This is a genomic window from Paenibacillus sp. NPDC058898 (genome assembly GCF_049316025.1).
Classification (GTDB): Bacteria; Bacillota; Bacilli; order Paenibacillales; family Paenibacillaceae; genus Paenibacillus_AQ.
In genome coordinates this window covers 84,875-107,096 of sequence record NZ_JBMOSM010000007.1, presented here as the reverse complement: position 1 = coordinate 107,096, position 22,222 = coordinate 84,875, and the positions used below count along the sequence as shown (strand labels likewise).

Genomic DNA, 22,222 nt, shown 5'->3' with positions numbered 1-22,222 from the left:
AATCAAAAAGGGAGTGAATGACTATTGATTCGAGAAGCAGAAACTAAAGATAAAAAACAATTGTTCGAGCTTTATAAAATGCTAGTTCCAAATAGCAAGAAAATGAATGTACTTGAAGAACAAATAGAGAAAATCAGACATGACCCTAATAATTTTCTTTTTGTTTATGATAATGATGGTGAAATCTTAGGTACAATAACTCTAAATATATGTTTGCAGGCCTTGCATGGAGAAAGAGCATATGCAATTGCTGAGAACGTCATAGTACATGAAAATCATCGAAATAATAATATTGGACAGAAACTTTTTAAACATATTGATGAATACTGCAAATCAATTAATTGCCACAGAATCATGTTATTAAGTAACTCAACACGTCAAGAAGCCCACCGATTTTTCGAAAGAGAAGGATATGACGGTTCAGTAAGTAAGGGTTTCAAGAAATATCTCTAAAGAAATAACTTGCTAGCAGTATCTAAGAAGAGGCTAGAATCATCTAACAACGGATTCACGCTATGGATCCTAACGGCTCCTTGGTCTGGACCGAGGGATTTCGAGGGAGTGTTTCAGCCAGACAATCCTGCGAACCTAACAGCGCAAGCGCTGCCGGGGCTAGTGCCCCTTAAGGTTCTCGGGTTCGTGAATACAAGAACGTTAGATGAAATTCTCGCAATGATAAAATAGAGAGAGGACACCACATAACAATGACATGGGAAAGCATTATTCAAGAAGTAAGAGATTTTAAAAAAAATAATAAGAACACCTGGTTTAGAGGCCAAAGTGACCCTACTTGGGAACTGAAATCGTCATTATTCAGACAAAAGTTCAAAAACTTAAATCAATTTAGAGCCAATGAAAGAACTAGATATAATCTTTTTAAGAATTTGGGTCATATACATCATAAGGAAAGTGATTGGAATTTAGTTTATATTATGCAGCATCACGGTGTTAAAACTAGATTATTAGACTGGACTGAGTCTTTTGCTACTGCTCTGTTTTTTGCAGCAAATAATTGGACAAATAATAGTCCCTTAACGATCTGGATGTTAAATCCGATAGAATTGAATTTTAAAACTCTAGAAAAACATGTTTTTTACAGAACAAATGATAGAAGTTATGAGGATTTGATAGTTAGTAGTTCTACAAATGGTTTTAAGGATAATTCTGTTGCATTACATCCTCTTAGAAACAACCAAAGAATTGTTGCACAGCAAGGTGTTTTTACAATTCAAGGCAATACACTTGATTCATTAGACAATGAATTTAACGGTGATTTGATAACAGAAGGGATTTTGAAAAGAATAAATATTGATGTGAAGCTTAAAGAAGATGTAAGTTCATTTTTGGATTTAGCAGGCATGCATCCTTTTTCAATTTATCCTGATTTAGAAGGCTTGGCGAAGTATATAAATATCAGAACAGATTTAAAGTGAGGCAAGAACTTCATCTAACATAATATTCAAGTAGCGGCTCCTTACGCTGGTTGCATTTCGAAGAGGCATTTCAGCAGACACATCCGACTTTGTCGGACGTCATGAATACATAAACGTTAGATGAAATCCTCTATATATTAAAGAAGATATAAAACATGTTTGAAAGCTATGGAGGTTAGTAGATGAGAGGAAAATCCATCAAGCTGTATATTATGGGTGATAAATATAAGAATTTGAAAACAGCTGAGCTTAGTAATTGGACAGGTAAAGCATATATTGGACAAAGAAAACATGTTCAGATGCTTCAAAGTATCGAAGAGTTGTCTTCTCCTGGTATCTATATATTGATTTCTGAAGTAGAGGATTCTTATCAAAAGAAGATATATGTTGGAGAGGCTGACGAAGTAAATGGACGAATATCTGAGCAGTTTAAGAAAAAGGATTGGTGGAGCGATTTTGTAATATTTATTAGTAAAGATACTAATTTAACAAAGTCTCACGTCAGATATCTTGAAAGAGAACTTTACGATATTGCAGTTAAAAATAAGACTACTATTGAGACAACTAATGGAAACACACCACCAGGTTCAAAGCTGCCTATTTCTGAATGCGATGACATGAGTGATTTTAATGAGAATATTATCTTTGTACTTAACAATTTAGGTATTATTGATTTTACTAAGACTCAGACAACCAATCAAAATATTAATAACAATAGCAGGCAAGAAAGCGACACTTTTTATTTGAATGTTCCTGGAGCTAAAGGTGAGATGGCTAAAGAAGCAAAGCTTATGATTATAGAAGGAACATATAGACTGTTAGCAGGTTCATACATTCGAAAAGATCATGTCAATAGCTTTGCCAGTCATAATTATGCGAAACTAAGAAATCAACTCGAAGAGGATGGATTTTTTGAGCATTCAGAGAGTGAAAGCTATTTTAAATTATGTAGGGACGTTGACTTTAAATCTCCATCTGCAGCAGCGGCTATTGTGAGAAATAGTTCAATGAATGGGAGAAAAGAATGGAAACTAAAAAGTGGGTTAAGCTTAGACGAATATGAAAATAGACTATAAGACTTATCATTTTGCTTTTTCAGAGATGCGAGGGCATCATCTAACATAATATTCAAGCAGCGGCTCCCTTGGAGCCTTGGTCTGCGAGATGCATTTCGGAGAGGGATTTCAGCAGACACATCCGACTTCGTCAGACGTCATGAATACAGAAACGTTATGCGAAATACAACTAAATGAAGAGGGGAAACAATGAAAAAACAAAAGCAAATGACTACTGAAAGAAAAAAAGAAAAAGATTATTTAATTGTTTGTGTTAAAAAAGAGGATTATAAATTAATTGATATAAGAACTAACAAGCCAATTTATTTTCAAAGTGATCCTCTTGGAAGCTATGAAGAATCAGGATCAGCAGTTTTTCAGGAAATCGACTCGATTCAGTTTAATACAAAAATAAACGGAAGAAAAAATACACTTGAGTATTTTTCTCCTAATAGCGTTGGACTTTTGCTTTCAGTATCGAACAAGTCATTAATGCAAGCTAAATCAATTTATAATGAAAAGATCAATCCAGACAAGGTAAATCATTTTGCTATTGATGAAAGAAATGACCGAATAGATAATCTAACACATAAATCTCAAGTGATTTTTGATTATATTGAATTGATACAAACAAGTATAGTATTTGGTTATACTGCATTGGAGGCATTTGTTAATCTCAGCATACCTGATGATTATCTATACAGTGAAAAAAACTCCAAGGGAATTAATGAAATCTATGATAAAGAAGCCATAGAGAGGTGGTTATCGTTAAAAGTAAAACTTAGTGAAATTCTAGTCTCGATTTATGAAACAAAACCTATAAAGCAACTACAATTGTGGACTGGATATAATCAATTTGAAGAATATAGAAATGAAATTATACACCAGAAATCAGTAAACCATACTAATTTTTACAAGAAATATTTTAACAAAAACATTTTTGATTTATGTAATGTCTCAGAAGATGTTATTAAATTCTTTTTTGATGAAAGATCAACGAAAGATCAAACAAACCCATTATGGCCATGGGTAATTAATGCAAATAATGATTTTCCAAGCCGAATTCTTAATTCAGCTAACGTAGAAATAACAGGTAATATTTACGAAGGTAAATTCAAGAAGTAGTTGTACTCCGCATAACCCCGTATTCACGGTGTGAGACTACCGTCTCTTGGTTGTCAGATGTGTAATAATGGAAGATGATCAGACAACAAACGCCCCAGCCTAAGATAAGAGCTATCTAAGGCTGAGGCGTTTCGTGAATACAAGAACGTTATACGACAAAATCAAAAACAATAGAAAAGAGGGTCATATGGCCCTCTAAATACTAGAATTTTGCAGTTCACTAAATAGTTGTAGAGCATCTTTGAAACCTTGTATGTAGATACTTCTTTCTAGGATGGATTGAAGAGTAATTTGAGCGTCTTCGTAAAGAAAAACCGTATGTTGAAGTTGATCGGGCAAAGCATCACGAAGTGTTTTTAAGTATTGATCTGTCTCCGCAGAAAGCCGATTGTATTCCGTATGACATTCCAGAAGCTTAGTATAGAGTAATTCTAGACGTATTCTTATAAGCGGTTCTGTTAATGATTCTAATGTATTAATCATATAATATTCCTCCTTCAATTAACTCTATAGAGTTATTGTATAACCCTATAAAGTTAATTACAAGGTGAATATTTGACTTTATAGAGTTAAAACTTCGCTTTTCGTTGATGATTACTAATGTGGAAGATAAGATAGAACTATGGAGGGGAAAAGATGAACGTAATCAAGTGCAATATACGAGAACTCATGGCAGAACATCGAATAGATGATATAACAGAATTGATGGTGAGATCGGGCTTAAGTCGGAACTCAATCAACAAGTTATATAGAGAAACGAATATAGAAACAACAAAGTTGGAAACTTTATTCAAGCTATGCGATACATTTAACTGCAAATTATCAGATTTAATTGAGTATGTACCCAAAGAAAACTAATAGTGAAGTTAGATTTGAGAAGCGATTACGTCGTATAACATAATATTCAAGCAGCGGCTTCCTCCTGAGCCTTGGTCTGCTGGAAGGATTTCGAGGAGGCATTTCAGTAGACAACCTCTAGCGGGTTTCATGGAAACGTTATACGAAAGACTGTGAAAGGAGAATACAAAATGACTGAAAATGAATTACAAGGTGCATCATTAAATGAAGTATTTTCTAAAGAATTGATAAATACTAGCTTGGATTTAACTATTGATTACAGTGAGATAGCACTGGATTCAATAATAAGTGATAATATTGCCAATGAAATACCAATAGTAAAGAGCATAGTATCCTTGGGAAGGTTAGGAATCTCTATAAAACAACTTCATTTCACCAAGAAAGTACTTTGCTTTTTGAGAGAATTTCATTCGAGAAATTCAACAGATAATTTTTTGGAATTTAAACATAAGCTTACTACTGATCATAAGTTTAATTACAAGGTTACAGAACAAATTATATTAATAGTTGATAAATTAAGGACTGAACAAAGATCTGTTTTGTTTGCTAAGCTATTTATAGGTCATATACAAGAAAGATACGATTGGGAAACGTTTTGCTATTTCTCAGAATGCTTAGATTCAATGCAATCTATTGATATAGATGTTCTTGAATATTTGTCCACTAAAGAGACGGATGAAATTGAGAATATAGCTGTTCATTCAGTTGATAGATATATGCTTTTAGCATCTATTGAAAGATTAAAATCATTTGGGTTTGTTGGTATGAAAGGATTAACTTGGATTAGTACAGCTGATGACTTTAAAAAAGAAGCTTTTATTAGTAGCCTAGGAGTAATTGTCTATAATGCAATAAGAACTTAGATATTTCAATGTAGAACAGTCTTTCGTATAACAGAACATTCCTGCTTCGTCGCTTTCGCTCCTTGGTCGCCAAGGGGATTTTCTGAGAAGTGGAACAGGCGACACATCCAAACGGCTAAGTCTGACGACCCGGTGCTAAGCACCTTAAGCCGTTTGAACGTCAAGAATGTCGTTATACGACAGAGTCTAAAAAATAATAATAAGGCGATCTAAGTGTTTGATCTTGGGTTCGTAAGTTGGATTTGGACAGACAAGTGCTTTGATTCGTCAATACAAATGGAGAAGATAACATGATCGAAGGAATATTAACTGGTGTTTTAGGAAATGGAGCTTATAATTCTTTGGAGAAGTTAATAAAAAAATATTTTAAACAAGAAGATGAAGAAGTAATTCAACTATTTATAACTGCTATTAACACTGTATCGGCTGACTTTTTTAATAAATACGTTGAAGACTATGGGACTAAAGAGAGCAGTTTTTTGTCTGTCGAAAAAAACTGGGAACTGTTGATTCAAAGTATTTTCTACGGATCTAAGGAGCTTCGAGAAGAAGATTTTGTTTTAAATGGAATAGGAATTGACAAAGCAGAAATTCTTGTAGGAGTTAGAAAATTTATTGATATGTTGCAATTGGAAATAAAGAAGAGCTGGAAGCTAGATAAGGTATTGAGCGAAAAAAAACACATAACTGACTCGGAAAAAAATCATAAAGAACTTAAAGAAAAATTATCTTTTTTAGAAGAACTTATTACCGGGTTGGTTATAGATAATCAAGCTTCTACAAAAGAAAAGAAAGTCGAACCAAACATAGTAACAGGCTTAAATTCTGAATCTTTCGAATTCGGGAAAAAATATAAAATACAAATTGAAAGTGGAGCATCAATTAACTACATGCTGACGAATGAATTGGCCTATGTAGAATATATTTTTGAAGATGGCGCTACAGCGTATTATGAAGTTGATTACAGTGGATCAGTAAGGGATTCTAAATTTCCTTACCCACTCGAAGAATATCAAATAAATTTTCCTGAGAAATCATTGATTGAGAGAAAAACCATAAATTTACCAAATGGAAAAGTACAAGAAATAGTGAGATTTCGTTGGGGGAAATATTTATCTATTATTAAAGATTCGCAAGGTCATATTTTAAATATGGATGCTCAATGCAGAATCGAAGTCGATCATAGAAATAAGAAAATTACTATTATGGAAGAATGAATGATTTCAATTGAAATTGTAAATCTCACATATATGAAAGGGAATTCAATTAATAAGCTATTAAGGATAACAGAATATAGAAACAATAAAGCTGGAAATCTAATTCAAGTTTTGCGATACATTTAACAAATGAACTGATTTAATTGAGTATGCTTCTGATGACTATAGTGAAGGCAGATTCAAGAAGTGACTCCGTCGTATAAACCAGCTAATCAAAGTCAAGAGTTAGTAAAGTTAAGATTTCACAACTCCAATAAATGCAGACTCAAATAAGCCTACTCCTAGAAGTAGGTTAATGGTAAAATATACCTAACAATGTTCGTTAGTTATCCTGAAAAGGCGCGTCGCTACTCAAAATTCCGTAAATTATGCGCAAAAGTTTGTTGGAAGCAGCTACAATTGCAACTTTAGCGGGTTTGCCTTCAAGGCGTTTTTGCTGGTAATATCGCGATAGAATTGGATTTCGTGGACCGTGAACTTGCTTGGAAATTCCACCTACTGTTGCTTGGTAGAGCGCCGTACGGAGATAAGCAGATCCCCGTTTTGAAATGCGATTCTGATTTGCTTTAAAGGTTCCTGACTCGTAAACAGATGAATCCAGCCCAGCAAAAGCGGTCAACTGTTTCACGGAAGGGAACCTTTTTATGTCCCCAATTTCAGCGTGAATCATTGCTGCAGTAATCGGTCCTACTCCAGGAATCGAGCGTAATAAGTGGTAGCATGAGATCTTAGAGCCAAGGTTTCCATTTGCTGTTCGAGGGTTGAAATTCCATCCTGGTAAGACTTTAATAGATTCATATAATTCTGCATAGCAAATTGGTGCGCCTGAGATCCGTACGGATCAGGCAGGCTGTTGCGAGCAATCTCCATTAGCTGCGCGTACTTATTCTCATTCCATATGCGCCCCCTACGGTTATGGATAAGGATCCTCAATACTTCCTCTTTATCGGCGGCAAGAAGAGCTGAAGGCGAAGGGAATCTGGCAAGTAATTGAAGGGATGACGGGTTGAAAATGTTTTGAAACGCTTTGTCATAGCCAGGGAAAGCTAAGTCCAAGATGGTTCGAAATTGAAGCTGAATCTCGCCAAGGCTAGCCATCCAAATGGAATACTGTCGGCAAAGAAACCGAAGTTCATTTACGTCTTCGTCGGTTTGAAATAGCGGAGTACCTTCGCCTAAATAGAATGCATTAGCAATTCGAATCGCATCAATGGGATCGTCTTAACCTTACGAGTAGAGCGCTTCTTAAGCTCGTGAGTCGTTAAGGGATTCAGCATGACGACGGGATAACCTTTAGAAAAAAAGAATGAAGCAATTGGTTTCGAATAGTTGCCAGTAGCCTCCATGACAATAGCTGGGCGCTGAGTTGTAGATTCTTCAAGTTGCTCAAGCAAAGGAAGAAGAGCTGAAATATCATCCGGAGAATGAGAGAATGAAAAAGGCTTTTTTACTAGACTACCATAAGATGAGAAAGCAGCGGCAACACTCTTCCCTTTCGCAATATCGATACTTAGAACAGGTTGATTCATATGACCTCCTTAGAACACTAGGACCCAAAGCAGATGCTCTCCACAGGTTGGCACGGTGATACGGGCTCGAAGCCCAACCAGCTAAATCGGGGTATGAACATTGCAAGGGCTGAAACACTTTATACGCCGAGATCTAAGTCCCAACACCGTATTCGTTCTTAACCCAGTGCTAATCTTTTAAGTATAAAAGAAAAAGCTCCCCCCGATGAATTGGGATGTGCTTAATATACCAACATAATATTCAAGCAGCGGCTCCTTTGGAGCCTTGGTCTGCGGGAAGGATTTCAGAGAGGGATTTCAGCAGACTACCCTTTCGGGGTTCGTGAATACAAGAACGTTATGCGAAATTCTTATAAAAGGATGAGATTATGAACTCCTATGCAGTCAGAGCTTATTTATTCAAAGCAAGTATTTCTTTTATGCTTAAAATATTTTTAATGATGGTGGTAGCCCGTTTAGGAAAATTCTTTTTTCCAAATTTATTTGAATTCATCTTTTCAACTCAATTTTGGCTGATGTACATACTTTTATTAATTGGTATGTGTTACAAGGATTATTTAGATATTAAAGAGTACTTAGAAGATAGAAAAACTATTAGAGAAATTAAAAAAGAAAAGTTTGCTTATGCTACCTTAGAAGCGTATGCCGTAGAGGCAGCAGCTTTTTCAGAAATAAGCAAAACTAAATTAGATATATTTAAATCCCTCTCTCCGATACCTTTAATAATATTTTTATTAGGTATTTACACAAATAGTAATGCTAGCATCAATAAAGAAATACCCTTTTTTCCTCCAGGAATATTGTTGGGTGACTTGTTAATGTACCTAGGTATAGGATTTCCGGTATTTTATTTTTATTTTGTTTACTCATCATTTTCATCTTATAAAAAGCACATGAGAAGAACAAAAGATTATAAATCAGAAGCAATTATTGCAAAAGCTGAGAGTGAAGAAACTAGTAAGTAGTTCAATGAAGATAAGAACTTCGCATAACATAATATTCACGCTGCGGGCATACGCCCTGGGTCCGGCAGGAGCCGGACACATCCGACTTGGTCGGACGTCGTGAATACGGGAACGTTATACGACAGTCTCTAAAATAAATAGAAAAACATAGAAAGGAATCATTGAATGATCATTAGGACCGTTTCATTGTGTCTATTTCGAAGAGGCGATCAAATATTAGTTGAAGAAACATATGATAAAGCCGTAAACAAGACTTTTTATCGGCCGGTTGGTGGAACGGTTGAGTATGGTGAGAATAGTAAAGAGACGATAATTCGAGAAGTAAAAGAAGAATTAAATGCCGAAATACAAGAACCCAAGCTAAAGTTTGTCATCGAAAACCTATTTACATACTTGGATCAGATAGGTCATGAAGTAGATTTCATTTATGAAGCCGATCTTGTTGATAATGACTTATACAAAAGAGAAGTTATCGAAGGCATAGAAGGTATAAATCCATATAAAGCAGTTTGGAAATCAATTAATGAATTCGAGAATAATGAACAGGAAAAACTAGTACCGGATGGATTATTGGACCTATTGCTTGCGAATCATTCAGAGAGAATTAGCAATGTTGAGCACATTAGAACTATATAAAATCAAAAAGAACAACTATGTAAGCTGTTCAATGAAGAGAGACCGTCGTATAACTCCACATTCACGTATCGGGCCGTTGCAGCCTTCCTCGGTCTCCCGAGGCGAAACATAGGAGTAAGCTCAGGGGAAAACCCAGCACAGGTAAAGTCTTCGACCCGGCGGCCTGATCCTGTGGGAATCGGCCAGCAGCTTAAACCAGTGAGGGTTCGTGAAATGCCTGAACGTTATGTGAAATCAGTAAAAACCTAATATAAATGAAAATCGGAGGACTTTATGATAGTTACTCAAAGATGTAAACTAATAAAATTGGCTTCGGGAGATCTCGATGATGTGATACAAATTTACAAAGATCCTCTGGTAAGAAGATACTTAGGAGGAACAACAGACGATGAGTTACTACTTAAGAAGAAGTTTGAAGAGGTATTGAGTAAATCAAAGATGCCAGGAGTTTATTTTTGGTGTGTACGATTAATCAAGGACGATCAATTTATTGGTTTTGTTTCGTTAGACCGTTATCATGACGGAAAGAACATCGAGTTATCTTATGAATTCCTTCCTCTACATTGGGGTAATGGATATGCTACAGAAGTTGTTAGAAGAATGATTGATTATTCATTCACGGAAATAGATCTACCTAAGTTAGTGTCTGAAACTCAAACCGCCAATGCTTCTTCGTGTAAGTTGCTAGAGAAGGTTGGCATGAAACTTGAGAACAGACTAATGAGATTTGGAGCAGAGCAGGCTGTATATAGCATTGAAAGAACCTGATGATTATTTGAAGATGGCACTGTTATCGCATAACAACCCATTCGCGCTGTTGGGCGGCTATGCCGCCCTTGGTTGCCAGGAGCTGGGACTGAGGGAGGATTAAGGCGACAACACTGCACCGCGGCCGCTCCCGTTGGTCGCTTAAGTCGGTGAGGGTTCATAAATACAAGAACGTTAGGCGAAATGCCGATGTCAAATAAATAGTTCCATGCCACAGAGTTCGTCGGTAATCTGAGTAACGTTGCGAGTGGAGACCCCGTTGATCACCATCTCCATAAGGGAGATGGTTAAGTCCCCATGATAACGAGATCTTTTCCGTTTGATTAAGACAGTGTTATTTCCACGTTATTTCTCATGAAAGATGATATTATCGATGATTAAGTTTGCGAATTAATTCTCGTGTAATATACTTAGTATATTAATATTATGATGTCAGGGTGGTTTTGTGGAATTGCATTTATACGAGCAGATATATATCTATATTGTACAAGAGATTAAAGAAGGCCGATTAAAAGAAGGAGATCGAGTCTCTTCTGAAAAAGAGTTGGCTGAAAAATTTGGCGTCAGTCGTATTACATCCAAAAAGGCTCTGGAGAAATTGGCGGATTCTGGGGTTATCAAACGAATACAAGGAAAAGGCTCTTATGTGGCCGATGGTATAATTGGAGGACAAGAACCGAAGCACTATTCAGAGGTAAGAACGACCTTGGTTTCTGAGGATGATAAGCGGTTGATCGGGTTTATTATACCGAATTTTTCTGACGAGTTCGGCCTACAACTTCTTAGATCGATGGAAAAACGGAGTGCTGAGCACAATTATCAACTCATTATCAAGCGAACTTGTGGGGATCGGGATGAGGAAAAACGCGCGATCGACTTATTTATTCGTTTAGGAATCAAAGGATTAATCGTGACCCCCATTCATGGTCAACACTATAATTCGGAGCTGCTTCGTCTTGTATTGGATCGGTTTCCAATTGTGCTGGTCGATAGATATCTAAAAGGAATTCCGGTTTGTTCGGTTTACACAGACAATAAGAAAGCAGCCATGGATCTTACGCGCCATCTGATTAACAAAGGTCATAAAAAAATTGCCTTTTTATCTCCGCCGGAAGAGAACACTTCAACATTGGAGGAAAGGCTGCTCGGATATACGTTTGCCTTCACCCAAGAAGGAATGAACTTGAACAAAGATTATTTATTGACGAACTTGAAGGGCACCCTTCCCATGAACATAAACGGAACAGCGATTGAAAGTGATAAAGAAACAGTAAAGCATTTTTTAAAACAACACCCTGATGTAAAGGCGTTTGTCGCGTCGGAATTTCTAATAGCTACCATGCTGGCTCAGGTCATCAACTCGATGGGGAAATCTCTGGAGGAATTCGAGATTGTTTGTTTCGACTCCCTGAACGATCACCTGGGTCAACCCATCTTCACTCATATTGAGCAGGATGAGAAGCAGATGGGTGAATTAGCCGTGGATATGCTAATCTCTCAGTTGCATGGAACAGCAGTTCCCGAGCTGAACATCATTGAACATCGTATGATCGTGAAAAATAACGGATAGGATAATAGAAAGCAGTTCAACAAAAGCAAGGATATCGCTTGTTCAATGTGCCGAGAAGTCCCCGGGGGCTTTTCGGCACTTTTTTAAGTTATCAATAAACCTCGAAAAGTCGATTTATATCTAATTATAGCCATGCATTATGAATTTTTATGTCGTAATATTGCAATTGACACATCACGTGATGTCATATTAACATACTTAGTATAACCAGTAGATTCCTTATAACAAATTCACTTCGTTCCTCATTTTCTGTTTTAATAGTTCATATCACCAATCATGTTAACGCTTACATATATCTAAATTTGACTATGTTTCTATTATGTACATGTAAATGTGAATCAGAAAAATGAAGTGAGTTTTATAGGAATTCAAGGTGAACTAATTAATTTAACTAAGGGGGACTTTGAATGAGGAGATCCAAAAAATTCGCATTTCCAATTCTTGTTTACTTTCTGGCTATGTTATTAATTGTAACCGCTTGCTCAACGAAGGGAGGCTCAAGCGATCAGGCGGGAGAGGGGATTACAACGGTTACGATGTGGCATGGTCTTACCTCGATTGATTTAGATAATATGAATAAAGTCGTGAAGGCATTTGAGGAGAAAAACCCTACCATCAAAATGAAATTGGTTTATACGGAATCCAGCGAGGGATCCGATCAGAAGCTGCTAACTGCAGTCGCAGGCGGCAATCCTCCTGACGTTGCACTTTTCGACCGGTTTAAGGTCGGTACTTGGGCTGCGCAAGGTTCTCTGACTGACTTATCCTCGATGGCAGCAGAATCCGGAATTACCAAGGAAATGTATTACCCATTTGCTTGGGAGGAGTCCAGTTATCAAGGAAAGCTTTATGCAATGCCGATGGATACGGACTCTCGCCTGCTATTTTACAATAAGGATCATTTCAAAGAAGTAGGGCTGGATCCCAACAAACCACCACAAACGATCGCCGAGCTTGAAGCGGCCGCCGAAAAGTTGACCATCAAGGAAGGTAAACGTTTCAAACGGATCGGGTTCATCCCATGGTATTCGCAAGGCTGGCTGTATACTTGGGGATGGGCATTTGGAGGAGAATTCCAGGACGCTGCCACCGGCAAAATTACCGCAAATGATCCTAAAGTTGTTGAAGCGCTGCAATGGATGACCGACTTCGGCAAAAAATACAATGTCGAGGATATTGCCGGATTCACAAGCGCAGCTGGTTCGGAGGAAATGGATCCGTTCATTTCCGGTCAAATCAGCATGAAGATAAGTGGAAACTTCACGGTGAAGGGTATCGAAAAATTTAAGCCGGATTTAAATTACGGTGTTGCACCAATACCGACCCCAACAGGTACTAATTTTACGACATGGTCGGGAGGAGGGTCCGCTATTATCCCTAAAGGCGCCAAGAACGTCGCTGCTGCTTGGAAATTCCTCGAATTCTTAGGGAAAGAAGAGGGGCAAACGTTATTAAACGCTGACTCTCAAATTTCGATTATCGATTCGGTTAACGTCAAATACGGTTACAAGGACGATCCGATTATGAAAGAATTTATCAATATTTTACCCAATTCACATAACCGCCCAGTTATTCCTGAAGGACAACTGCTGTGGAATGAGTTAGCTTCCGCAACGGAAAAGGCTACCCGCGGTAACGGTACTCCGAAAGAGAACCTGGATAGAGTAACAGAGACTGTTAATAAGGCTTTAGAAAAATACGACAAATAGGGTGCTCGGTAGGCAGGGAGCGAACCTCTCTCTCCTTGCCTATTAATGAATGACAATTGGAAGGAGAATGCACATGGCGAAACTGGCCGAATCAGTTCAAGTAAACGCAATTCCATCGGCAAGGAAACAACGAGCACTCCGCAGAACTAACGTGATTGGGTGGCTGTTTGCTTCACCTTGGGCTATAGGGCTGCTATGCTTTTATGCAATTCCGATGCTAATGTCCATCTACTTCAGCTTCACGACTTACAGCATTCTGCAGCCTGGTGAATTTGTCGGAATGAATAATTATAGAGATCTTTTCCATGATCCTTTATTTTGGAAATCTATATACAACACGATTTATTTCACCGTATTTTTTGTTCCATTAAGTATATTTTTCGGTGTGGCACTTGCTATGATGTTGAATATGAAGGTCAAAGGGATGGCTGTATTCAGAACGATCTTTTTCCTACCTACACTTGTGCCACAAGTGGCTTTGGCTGTTCTGTGGATGTGGCTGTTACATCCAAACTTCGGATTGGTAAATGGGATGTTAGCGCATTTCGGTATCGATGGGCCTCCTTGGCTTGGTGGTGAAGCTTGGTCCAAGCCTTCACTCATCTTGATGTCGCTTTGGGGTATTGGGCAAGCCGTCGTCATCTACCTTGCTGGATTAGGAGACATCCCTGATGAGTACTATGAAGCGGCGCAAATCGATGGAGCTAACTGGTTTCAGAAAACGAGAAAGGTAACTCTGCCTTTGCTCACTCCCGTTATTTTCTACAACCTTGTCATGGGAATGATCGGTGCATTCCAACAGTTCACTCTTCCCTATACGTTGACCAAAGGGCAAGGAACTCCTGCAAATTCCATGACTTTTTACGTCATGTATTTATATGAGAACGGATTCAGGTATTTCAAAATGGGTTATGCCTCCGCAATGGCCTGGATCTTATTTGTTATAGTTATGGTATTAACCGGAATTATTTTTATTACGTCTAAACGCTGGGTTCATTATCAAGGGAAATAAGGAGGAGGAAGTAAGGGATGAATCCTATCGCTATCAAAAGAATCAATCGTGCGTTAGCCTATTTATGTCTAATTGTTGCGTCTGCATTTTTCATTATTCCGTTCATTTGGCTGCTTTCGACTTCTCTTAAACCACTCACACAAGTCTTTACATTCCCACCAGAGTGGATTCCGCATCCAATTCTGTGGAGTAATTATTCCCGTGCCGTTGAGTATATCCCTTTCTGGACATATCTGAAAAACACGGCGATTATAACAATCGTTAGTACGCTTGGTGTGATCATATCCTGTCCCTTGGTTGCATATAGTTTTGCCAAGTTAGAGTACCGTGGGAGAGGCATACTTTTCTTTGTTACCCTCGCTGTTATGATGATTCCCGGACAGGTGACGATGATTCCTCTATTCCTGTTGTTTACTAAATTAGGTTGGGTAGGAACATCTCTTCCACTGATTGTACCCCAATTTTTTGGAGTGCCAATTTACATTTTTCTATTGAGGCAGTTTTTCATGGGACTGCCTGATGCCCTACGCGAAGCGGCCCGCTTAGACGGCGCTAGTGAGTTCCGCATATATTTACAGATCATGTTTCCATTAGCCAAATCCGCCGTTTTAGCCGTGGCATTGTTTCAATTTATGGGGAGCTGGACTGATTTCATGGGCCCCTTGCTCTATTTAACCAATGAACCATCTTACACGGTTTCGCTTGGATTGCAGCAATTTCAGAGTCAAAAGGGATCCGAATGGGGTCTATTAATGGCCGTATCCACCTTGATGACATTACCTATTATTGTTTTGTTCTTTTTTCTACAAAAGACGTTTATTAGCGGCATTACATTTAGCGGTATAAAAGGTTGAACATCATTTGTATGAATTAAGCTCCAGCGATGCGGAACCCCAGGGAAGTTAGGACGGACCAAGGCAGAGATGGGATGCTGAATTTGATTAAACGTAAGGATGTGGGGCGTAAGCGGCGTGGGAACATACAGCATTTCCGGAAATACGATTACGCTCAAATTTGCGGACGGCAAAATGAGCGGTTCGTATTCTTCGTCCATCCGGGAAAAGGTGGAAAGCCGAATTCGCAGTATATCCAAATCGGCGACCGCAATTTTTATGTAGATAACGATTGATAGGTCCGTTGGAAAAAAGTTAATAAGCAAAAGGCAGCGATGTGTCAAGCAGAAGCTGCCTTTTTGCGTACCAATGCATTCTGCATAATAATGAGGCTCGCAGGCAGATGGAACGATAGTTTGTGGATTTGATACAATTGTAAACTAATTACGAAAAATAGGTTTTCAATAATGTGACTTAAACTCAAGGAGAATTCCAATCTGACACTTGCATTATTAAGTATTATTTAATGAAGCCAAGAGGAAGAATTACAAACAATAATAAGGAGATTCAGGAGCTCCTCGGCCACTCTAGCCTGAAGACAACCGAGATTTACACACATGTCGGCCTTAAACAGCTCCCAACGTATTCAAAGCCCTCTGGACCGACCATAAGAAGCAACCTGTCGGAGATGGAGGATTAGCCCTCTCTTCGTCTAATAATATATATGGGATCATTAAGCGAATTCGTATATTTGCTCCTACGAAGGAAATGGGTGAATTCGTAGAAAAGAAGTTATATGAAATTATCGCTAATGTTGAAACCAAGGAGGAAGAAACGGTGAGTAGAAGAGAGCTTCTAGCAAATGTAGCCAAAGAGTTAGCTTCAAGACCGTTGATAGGGAATGAAAATAAATATGGTCCAGATTTGGAACCAATTCTTAAATATTTTCCAAGAGAGAACCCAAGTATAGGCTTCGATTGGTGTGCAGCATTTGTATATCATTGTTGTATCGAATCAGGAGTAAAGCTACCTGTAAGATATCATGAGCCAGTATCTCGTAATTTTGCGTGGGTTGAAGCTTGGCTAGAGTGGGGACAATTATACGGTTTCTATTATCATATAAGTGATCAATCGTTTACCCCAGATCAAGGGGATCTTATAATATTTGATAACATTTTAGGGAATGGCCTAAATGATCATATCGGAGTCGTAGTAAAAATAGAACAGGATAAAATAATAACAGCAGAAGGTAATTACTATAATAAATCAGGAGTTTTTCAAAGGACACGAGACCAAATTAATGGGTTTATTAGAATCGCTGATACGTATTAATTAGGATTTGGAAGCTTATTCCTAGAAGGTGATAACATCACATAACATCATATTCACGCTGTGGGCCTTGCCTTCGACCCTGGCATCGCCAGAAGATAAGAAGCCAGGAAGCGGAATCAGGCGATCAACCTCTGCGAGCGTAAGTCTTCGACCCGTTCGCTACGCTCACTTAAGGCTCTCGGGTTCTTGAATACCAGAACGTTAGAGGAAATCGTCGCAATATTTTTATTGAAAGCTACTCAGTGGAGGAAGAATGAAAAAAGTCCTAGTAATTGGATGTCCCGGATCTGGTAAGTCAACTTTTTCATCAAGACTTAGCAAAGCATCAGACGTACCTGTAATTCATTTGGATTCATTTTACTGGAAACCAGGATGGATCAGTTGTAGTAATCAGGAGTTTGATGAAATCCTTAGGGATTTATTACTTCAAGAAACCTATATCATGGATGGGAACTATTCAAGGACAATAGATTATCGAATATCTTTTGTGGATACTGTTTACTTTTTTGATTATTCACGATATCTATGTCTTTATAGGGTAATAAAAAGGAGAATTTTAAATCATGGTAAAACCAAAGAATACATGGGGAAGGATTGTCCGGAAAGTATTAATTATGAATTTATTAAGTCCGTATGGAATTTCAGGAAGAATCAACGGATGAAAATAATTAAAATATTAGAGAATTACAAAGGAGGTAAGGATATTGTTATTTTTAGAAAGCCGAAGGAAGTAAACAACTATTTTAAGAGCTTTTCCGAGTAATTCCAAGTAGGCGACGACATCATCTAACATTGCATTCGACGCTGCGGATCGGCAAGCCGACCTTTGGTCTGCCTGAGGCATTTCGGGGAGGCAAATCAGGCAGATACATCCTACCGCCTAACTGCCGCAAGTGGCAACTGGCTAAGGGAAAATCACCCAGCAAATCAATTTTGGAATAATGTAATAAATGAATATACAGATGGCAGATACACGGAAGAATACTTAAATGAAGGATGGGAAGGTCCTGTACAGTGTTTTAAAAATATTATAAACGACAAGTGAGTTTTTCAGAGATGGCGAAGACATCATCTAACATCGTATTTACGCTGGCGCTTTGCCCTTGGCTCGCGAGAAGTAGTCGACAGAGAAGCAGATTCAGTGGACAACCCTGCTAGGCTAAGTCCGTCGGACCCGGTCGCATGCGCTCCCTTAAGCCTCTCGGGTTCGTAGATACCAAAACGTTAGATGAAATCTCTGCAATATTTATTTTAAGTAATTCTAAGTAGAGAGGGTAAGAATCTATGATAAATATTTCTCATTTAGCATTAACAAAACCAATTAAAATCATTATAGGTGCTTCATCGCAGAACTATGAAGGATGGATACAAACACAAGAGGATGAACTGGATTTACTAAGATTAGAAGATTGGGAACAAAGTTTCAAAGATCGCAGAATTGAAGCAATACTATCTGAGCACGTTTGGGAGCATTTGACTTACGAAGAAGGAGTTCAAGCTGCAAAGATTTGTTACAAGTATTTGAATATGGGAGGTTATATTCGTTGTGCAGTTCCTGATGGATATTTTCCAAATGAAGAGTATCAGAACATAGTCAAGATTGGTGGGCCAGGACCACTAGATCACCCGGCAGCAAGTCATAAGATAGTACATAATTATAAGACTATAACTAATATGTTTGAGGAAGCAGGCTTTGAAGTAGAGTTATTAGAATATTGTGATGAAGATGGGGAGTTTTATTTTAAAGACTGGAATCCAGAGAATGGATTTATCTATAGGTCTAAGAGATTTGACCATCGAAACCAGAACGGAAATTTGGGATTTGTATCGTTAATTATAGATGCAAAAAAGAAATAATTGGATAGTATCTCGAAGAAGGCAGAGGCATCATCTAACATAATATTCACGCTGTGGGGATTACACCCCTTGGTCGTCCGATGTATAATCATGGAAGATAACTCGGACGACACATGAGCCGACCTAAGATAGGAGCTATCTAAGGCTGGGTCATTTCGTGAATACAAGAACGTTAGCCGAAATTTATTATAAGGAGAAGGATAACTTTGTCTAGTATTTTTCTGAGTCATACTAGTTTAGATAAACCATTTGTCGAAAAATTAGCTAGGGACTTAAAACGAATTGGTATCAATGTCTGGTTTGACAAGTGGGAGATAAAAATAGGTGAATCAATTACATGGCGAATTGAAGAAGGTATTCGTGAAAACGAATATCTTGGAATAGTGTTGTCGCCTGAAGCGTTAGGCTCAGAATGGGTGAAAAGCGAATTAGGAGCCGCATGGGTAAAACAAATGCAACTAATGAAAGTATTTGTAATACCTATCTATTATAGAGACTGTGACATACCGCTTTTTTTATCAGATAGAAAGTTTGCTGATTTTAGAACAAATTATGAACAGGGATTCGGAGAATTAGCAAGTATATTTGGTATAGAAGAGACAGAAGCAATTACTCAAGATAATTGGAGGAAGTTTACAAAGTCTAGAATAGTTGATTGGAAGAAATATAAAATTAAAGAATTTGAAGATCTGGTCACTACGCTGGTTGATAGAGCAATTGATTATAACTGGTCAACTTGGGTTGGTGGAACAGCTAATGAATATTCAATTACTCTACATACTGTGACGGAAACTGGAAAGAAGTCAATGTCCATTAAATTAGTTGGAGATAATAATGCCTATATGGCTACATTACAGGATGCATATAATCCAAATCATTTGAGAGCTAGCGATTTTGAATTTTATCTTGGGAATTCTGTTGATGCATGTGACGAGTTTGTATGGAGACAGATGGAGAGTTTTAAACGAGAACATGGAACTTCAAATAAGAAGTCTGAACATTCTACACATAGGTTTTCAAGAGGAAATGAAATACATGAAGCTGCGATAGAGATGATAAGAAAATTCAATTGGTATAAAGGAGATAAACTCTAGTAGATTCAAGAGGTCGAAACTTCGGTTAACATTATATTCACGCAGTGGAGCCTTTCGGCTCCTCGGTCCGCAAGAAGCGATTAGCGAAGAAGTGCAATCAGCGGACACATCCGCACCGACTAACCGCATCGCGGCCGCTCTCGTTGGTCGCTTAAGTCGGCTGGACGTCGTGAATACGGGAACGTTAGCTGAAATAACTGCGAGAGATTAATTAAATTAAATATGGGAGAGATGATATGAAGACTAATCAAATTGAAATCGTTACATTAAAAGCGAAGTATTTTATTGGAGTTCCGGTGACAAATGTATTTGGAAGATTTGATTCAGAAAGAATGGAAGAAGCAAACAAACTATTTCTTGAAAGAAGAAATGAAATTAAAGGAATTATTAATGATCAAGAGTACGTTTGCCCTCATTTTGCAAACGACATATTGTTTACTTACATTTACTGCATGGAAGTGGAAGAGATCGCTGAGACTCCTATTGGAATGATTGGATTTCAAGTACCTAGTCAAAGATACATCAAGGTAAGATCATCAGATCAAGATCCATATGCAATAAGCCAGGAATACTTAAAAGAAAATGGTCTTGAAAACAATGTAAGATCATTGGCATTAGAAGTATTTAAATTTGGAGAAGAACAACAATTCAATAGCGCGGATATTTATATACCAATAGTAGAAAGAAATATGTAAGTTTCTCAGCGAGGAAGTTACTTCAGCTAACAAAGTTTTCATCCTTCGGGCCATTCGGCCCTGGGTCCGGCAGGAGTTCGAAGCGGATTCAGAGAAGTAGTTGACAATAGCAGGGAAGCAGATACTGCCGGACACATCCAACTCCCTAACCGCATCACAGCCGCCCTCCGGGCTTAAGGGAGTTGGACGTCGTGAACACAGTAACGTTATATGAAAGTGCTGAAGTTCTCGAAAGGACGAGATTAAATGACTAAATATACTTGCCCATGTTGTGGCTACAAGACACTTAATGAACCGCCAGGGACGTTTGACATCTGTGAGATTTGTTTTTGGGAAGATGATGGAGTACATTTTGACGATCCTGATTTTGCAGGTGGAGCCAACGTGGTTTCATTAAGACAGGGACAATCGAATTTTCTTGAATTTGGAGCATGCGAAGAGAGATGCATCCAATTCGTAAGAAAACCTAATAAAGATGATATATATGAAGGACCAAGGGAAATCTAAATTCATTTTAAGATCTTATAAGAAAAAATGAAGAAAGAAGAAGGTATGAGGTAATCGAGATAAAAACTTGAAATGTAAACCTGCGAAGTCAGCACCTACATATAACAACGTATATACGCTGCAGGCTTTCCCCTTGGTTCGCGAGAAGTGGTCGACAGAGAAGCAGATTCAGTGAACAACCCTGCGAAATTAAGTCCGTCGGACCCGTCGCATTCGCCCTTTAAGCTAGTGAGAGTTCTTGAATACAAAGACGTTATACGACATACCCGAGAACCCAATTTCACATTTTCCAATACTATGACTACTTATTGTTGTCAACAATTGTTACAAAGCATTTGTTTTAGAATTAAATAATTATTCCTTGAAAAATATTGAAGATGATCAGATAGTAAGTTTGTACACGAGGAGATAAAACTATGATAAAAAACAAATTACTAAGAATGGACAATGTCGGCATCGTTGTAGAATCCCTTGATGACGCGATCTCTTTCTTCGAGGAGATTGGCTTGAACCTCGAAGGGCGAGCCACTGTCGAAGGTGAATGGGCTGGTCGCGTAACCGGACTAGGTTCTCAGTGCGTAGAGATTGCTATGATGGTTACCCCAGATGGGCACAGCCGACTTGAACTTTCGAGATTTCTCACCCCGCCTACTATATCAGATCACCGGACTGCTCCTGTTAACTCCCTTGGTTATCTACGCGTTATGTTTACAGTTCAAGACATTGACGAAATGGTATCCAGACTCACTAAGTATGGTGCGCAGCTCGTTGGCGAAGTGGTTCAGTACGAGGACTCGTATCGGCTCTGTTACATTCGAGGAATCGAAGGACTTCTAATCGGTTTGGCGGAACAACTCGGTAACAAATAAGTAGGTGACGGTTTATAAAAGGCATTTACTGGAATATAAAGTAATAGAGTGAAAGTAGAAACAGAAGACAGTGTGAAAGTAACTCGAAGAAGTCAGGTGCCTCATATAACACTTTATTCACACTTCGGGGTATTCGCCCCTCAGTCCGGCTGAAGTTAGAAGTAGTTTCGAAGAGGCATTTCAGTAGTACGGAGGCATATTCAGCCGGACACATCCGCACCATCTAACTGCATCGCGGCCGCCCTTCGTTTGCACATCTTGTAATCAAAATAATAAACAGAATATCTATGAAGAG

At 38.2% G+C, this 22,222-nt stretch carries 25 protein-coding genes and 1 pseudogene; 22 read left to right on the top strand and 4 right to left on the bottom strand.

All coding sequences use genetic code 11. The features are described 5' to 3' along the window. Window positions 1–24: 24 nt before the first annotated feature. The 4 genes from ACOZB4_RS19630 to ACOZB4_RS19615 all read left to right on the top strand — a co-directional run bounded on the left by ACOZB4_RS19630 (window position 25) and on the right by ACOZB4_RS19615 (window position 3,613). Window positions 25–453: a GNAT family N-acetyltransferase gene (locus ACOZB4_RS19630; RefSeq protein WP_379404960.1), complete on the top strand. Its 429-nt coding sequence runs from the start codon at window positions 25–27 to the stop codon at window positions 451–453. Window positions 454–704: 251 nt separating this feature from the next. Continuing rightward, a complete protein-coding gene (locus ACOZB4_RS19625) occupies window positions 705–1,433 on the top strand; it encodes an FRG domain-containing protein (protein WP_379404962.1) in 729 nt (242 codons plus the stop codon). 182 nt (window positions 1,434–1,615) lie between these two features. Next, entirely contained in the window at window positions 1,616–2,509 is an 894-nt protein-coding gene (locus tag ACOZB4_RS19620; protein ID WP_379404964.1) for a GIY-YIG nuclease family protein, read from the top strand. 189 nt (window positions 2,510–2,698) lie between these two features. Further along, complete coding sequence (locus tag ACOZB4_RS19615; RefSeq protein ID WP_379404966.1) at window positions 2,699–3,613, top strand: hypothetical protein; 915 nt, start codon at window positions 2,699–2,701, stop codon at window positions 3,611–3,613. Window positions 3,614–3,808: 195 nt separating this feature from the next. On the opposite strand, the gene ACOZB4_RS19610 is transcribed toward ACOZB4_RS19615, so the two are convergent. Further along, window positions 3,809–4,096, bottom strand: coding sequence for a hypothetical protein (locus ACOZB4_RS19610; RefSeq protein ID WP_379404968.1), 288 nt, complete (start codon window positions 4,094–4,096; stop codon window positions 3,809–3,811). A gap of 153 nt (window positions 4,097–4,249) precedes the next feature. On the opposite strand from ACOZB4_RS19610, the gene ACOZB4_RS19605 reads away from it, so the two are divergent. From ACOZB4_RS19605 to ACOZB4_RS19595, 3 genes are all read left to right on the top strand, one after another. Continuing rightward, a complete protein-coding gene (locus ACOZB4_RS19605; protein ID WP_014282638.1) occupies window positions 4,250–4,471 on the top strand; it encodes a helix-turn-helix domain-containing protein in 222 nt (73 codons plus the stop codon). A 170-nt stretch (window positions 4,472–4,641) separates the two neighbouring features. Next, window positions 4,642–5,334 carry a hypothetical protein gene (locus ACOZB4_RS19600; RefSeq protein WP_379404970.1) on the top strand — a complete coding sequence of 231 codons (693 nt, stop codon included), beginning with the start codon at window positions 4,642–4,644 and terminating at the stop codon, window positions 5,332–5,334. A gap of 290 nt (window positions 5,335–5,624) precedes the next feature. Continuing rightward, window positions 5,625–6,551 (top strand): hypothetical protein, encoded by a 927-nt coding sequence (locus ACOZB4_RS19595; protein WP_379404972.1) that lies wholly within the window; start codon window positions 5,625–5,627, stop codon window positions 6,549–6,551. A gap of 322 nt (window positions 6,552–6,873) precedes the next feature. Here the strand turns inward: ACOZB4_RS19595 and ACOZB4_RS19590 are convergent, their stop codons facing one another. Both ACOZB4_RS19590 and ACOZB4_RS19585 read right to left on the bottom strand, forming a co-directional pair. After that, window positions 6,874–7,221 carry a transposase gene (locus ACOZB4_RS19590; protein ID WP_379404974.1) on the bottom strand — a complete coding sequence of 116 codons (348 nt, stop codon included), beginning with the start codon at window positions 7,219–7,221 and terminating at the stop codon, window positions 6,874–6,876. A 505-nt stretch (window positions 7,222–7,726) separates the two neighbouring features. After that, on the bottom strand, window positions 7,727–8,080 hold the full coding sequence (locus tag ACOZB4_RS19585; protein WP_379404976.1) for an IS110 family transposase: 354 nt from the start codon (window positions 8,078–8,080) through the stop codon (window positions 7,727–7,729). Window positions 8,081–8,448: 368 nt separating this feature from the next. Here ACOZB4_RS19585 and ACOZB4_RS19580 point away from each other — a divergent pair, with 368 nt between their 5' ends. The 3 genes from ACOZB4_RS19580 (at window position 8,449) to ACOZB4_RS19570 (ending at window position 10,449) form a co-directional block, all read left to right on the top strand. Continuing rightward, the gene (locus tag ACOZB4_RS19580; RefSeq protein WP_379404978.1) at window positions 8,449–9,045 is read left to right on the top strand and encodes a hypothetical protein; all 597 of its coding nucleotides are present in this window, start codon (window positions 8,449–8,451) and stop codon (window positions 9,043–9,045) included. A 165-nt stretch (window positions 9,046–9,210) separates the two neighbouring features. Then, window positions 9,211–9,681 carry an NUDIX hydrolase gene (locus ACOZB4_RS19575; protein WP_379404980.1) on the top strand — a complete coding sequence of 157 codons (471 nt, stop codon included), beginning with the start codon at window positions 9,211–9,213 and terminating at the stop codon, window positions 9,679–9,681. Between the two features lie 273 nt (window positions 9,682–9,954). Next, window positions 9,955–10,449, top strand: coding sequence for a GNAT family N-acetyltransferase (locus ACOZB4_RS19570; protein WP_379404982.1), 495 nt, complete (start codon window positions 9,955–9,957; stop codon window positions 10,447–10,449). Between the two features lie 204 nt (window positions 10,450–10,653). On the opposite strand, the pseudogene ACOZB4_RS19565 reads toward ACOZB4_RS19570, so the two are convergent. Next, a pseudogene (locus tag ACOZB4_RS19565) lies at window positions 10,654–10,791 on the bottom strand (transposase); the annotation flags it as partial. 103 nt (window positions 10,792–10,894) lie between these two features. Between ACOZB4_RS19565 and ACOZB4_RS19560 the strand changes: the two are divergent. The 12 genes from ACOZB4_RS19560 to ACOZB4_RS19505 all read left to right on the top strand — a co-directional run bounded on the left by ACOZB4_RS19560 (window position 10,895) and on the right by ACOZB4_RS19505 (window position 21,927). After that, entirely contained in the window at window positions 10,895–12,019 is a 1,125-nt protein-coding gene (locus ACOZB4_RS19560; protein WP_076326636.1) for a GntR family transcriptional regulator, read from the top strand. Window positions 12,020–12,426: 407 nt separating this feature from the next. Beyond that, entirely contained in the window at window positions 12,427–13,728 is a 1,302-nt protein-coding gene (locus ACOZB4_RS19555; RefSeq protein ID WP_379404985.1) for an ABC transporter substrate-binding protein, read from the top strand. Window positions 13,729–13,801: 73 nt separating this feature from the next. Further along, on the top strand, window positions 13,802–14,740 hold the full coding sequence (locus ACOZB4_RS19550) for a carbohydrate ABC transporter permease (RefSeq protein WP_379404987.1): 939 nt from the start codon (window positions 13,802–13,804) through the stop codon (window positions 14,738–14,740). A 17-nt stretch (window positions 14,741–14,757) separates the two neighbouring features. Next, entirely contained in the window at window positions 14,758–15,594 is an 837-nt protein-coding gene (locus ACOZB4_RS19545) for a carbohydrate ABC transporter permease (protein ID WP_076326400.1), read from the top strand. Window positions 15,595–15,693: 99 nt separating this feature from the next. Further along, window positions 15,694–15,858 (top strand): hypothetical protein, encoded by a 165-nt coding sequence (locus tag ACOZB4_RS19540; protein ID WP_379404990.1) that lies wholly within the window; start codon window positions 15,694–15,696, stop codon window positions 15,856–15,858. A gap of 483 nt (window positions 15,859–16,341) precedes the next feature. After that, window positions 16,342–16,905 carry a CHAP domain-containing protein gene (locus tag ACOZB4_RS19535; RefSeq protein WP_379404992.1) on the top strand — a complete coding sequence of 188 codons (564 nt, stop codon included), beginning with the start codon at window positions 16,342–16,344 and terminating at the stop codon, window positions 16,903–16,905. 253 nt (window positions 16,906–17,158) lie between these two features. Then, a complete protein-coding gene (locus tag ACOZB4_RS19530) occupies window positions 17,159–17,668 on the top strand; it encodes an AAA family ATPase (protein WP_379404994.1) in 510 nt (169 codons plus the stop codon). Window positions 17,669–18,189: 521 nt separating this feature from the next. After that, the gene (locus tag ACOZB4_RS19525) at window positions 18,190–18,762 is read left to right on the top strand and encodes a class I SAM-dependent methyltransferase (RefSeq protein WP_379404996.1); all 573 of its coding nucleotides are present in this window, start codon (window positions 18,190–18,192) and stop codon (window positions 18,760–18,762) included. Between the two features lie 206 nt (window positions 18,763–18,968). Then, on the top strand, window positions 18,969–19,856 hold the full coding sequence (locus ACOZB4_RS19520; protein WP_379404998.1) for a toll/interleukin-1 receptor domain-containing protein: 888 nt from the start codon (window positions 18,969–18,971) through the stop codon (window positions 19,854–19,856). Window positions 19,857–20,092: 236 nt separating this feature from the next. After that, the gene (locus tag ACOZB4_RS19515; RefSeq protein ID WP_379405000.1) at window positions 20,093–20,551 is read left to right on the top strand and encodes a GyrI-like domain-containing protein; all 459 of its coding nucleotides are present in this window, start codon (window positions 20,093–20,095) and stop codon (window positions 20,549–20,551) included. A gap of 246 nt (window positions 20,552–20,797) precedes the next feature. Next, window positions 20,798–21,058 carry a CPCC family cysteine-rich protein gene (locus ACOZB4_RS19510; protein WP_379405002.1) on the top strand — a complete coding sequence of 87 codons (261 nt, stop codon included), beginning with the start codon at window positions 20,798–20,800 and terminating at the stop codon, window positions 21,056–21,058. Window positions 21,059–21,474: 416 nt separating this feature from the next. Further along, complete coding sequence (locus ACOZB4_RS19505) at window positions 21,475–21,927, top strand: VOC family protein (RefSeq protein WP_213644862.1); 453 nt, start codon at window positions 21,475–21,477, stop codon at window positions 21,925–21,927. The last annotated feature ends 295 nt before the right edge of the window (window positions 21,928–22,222 follow it).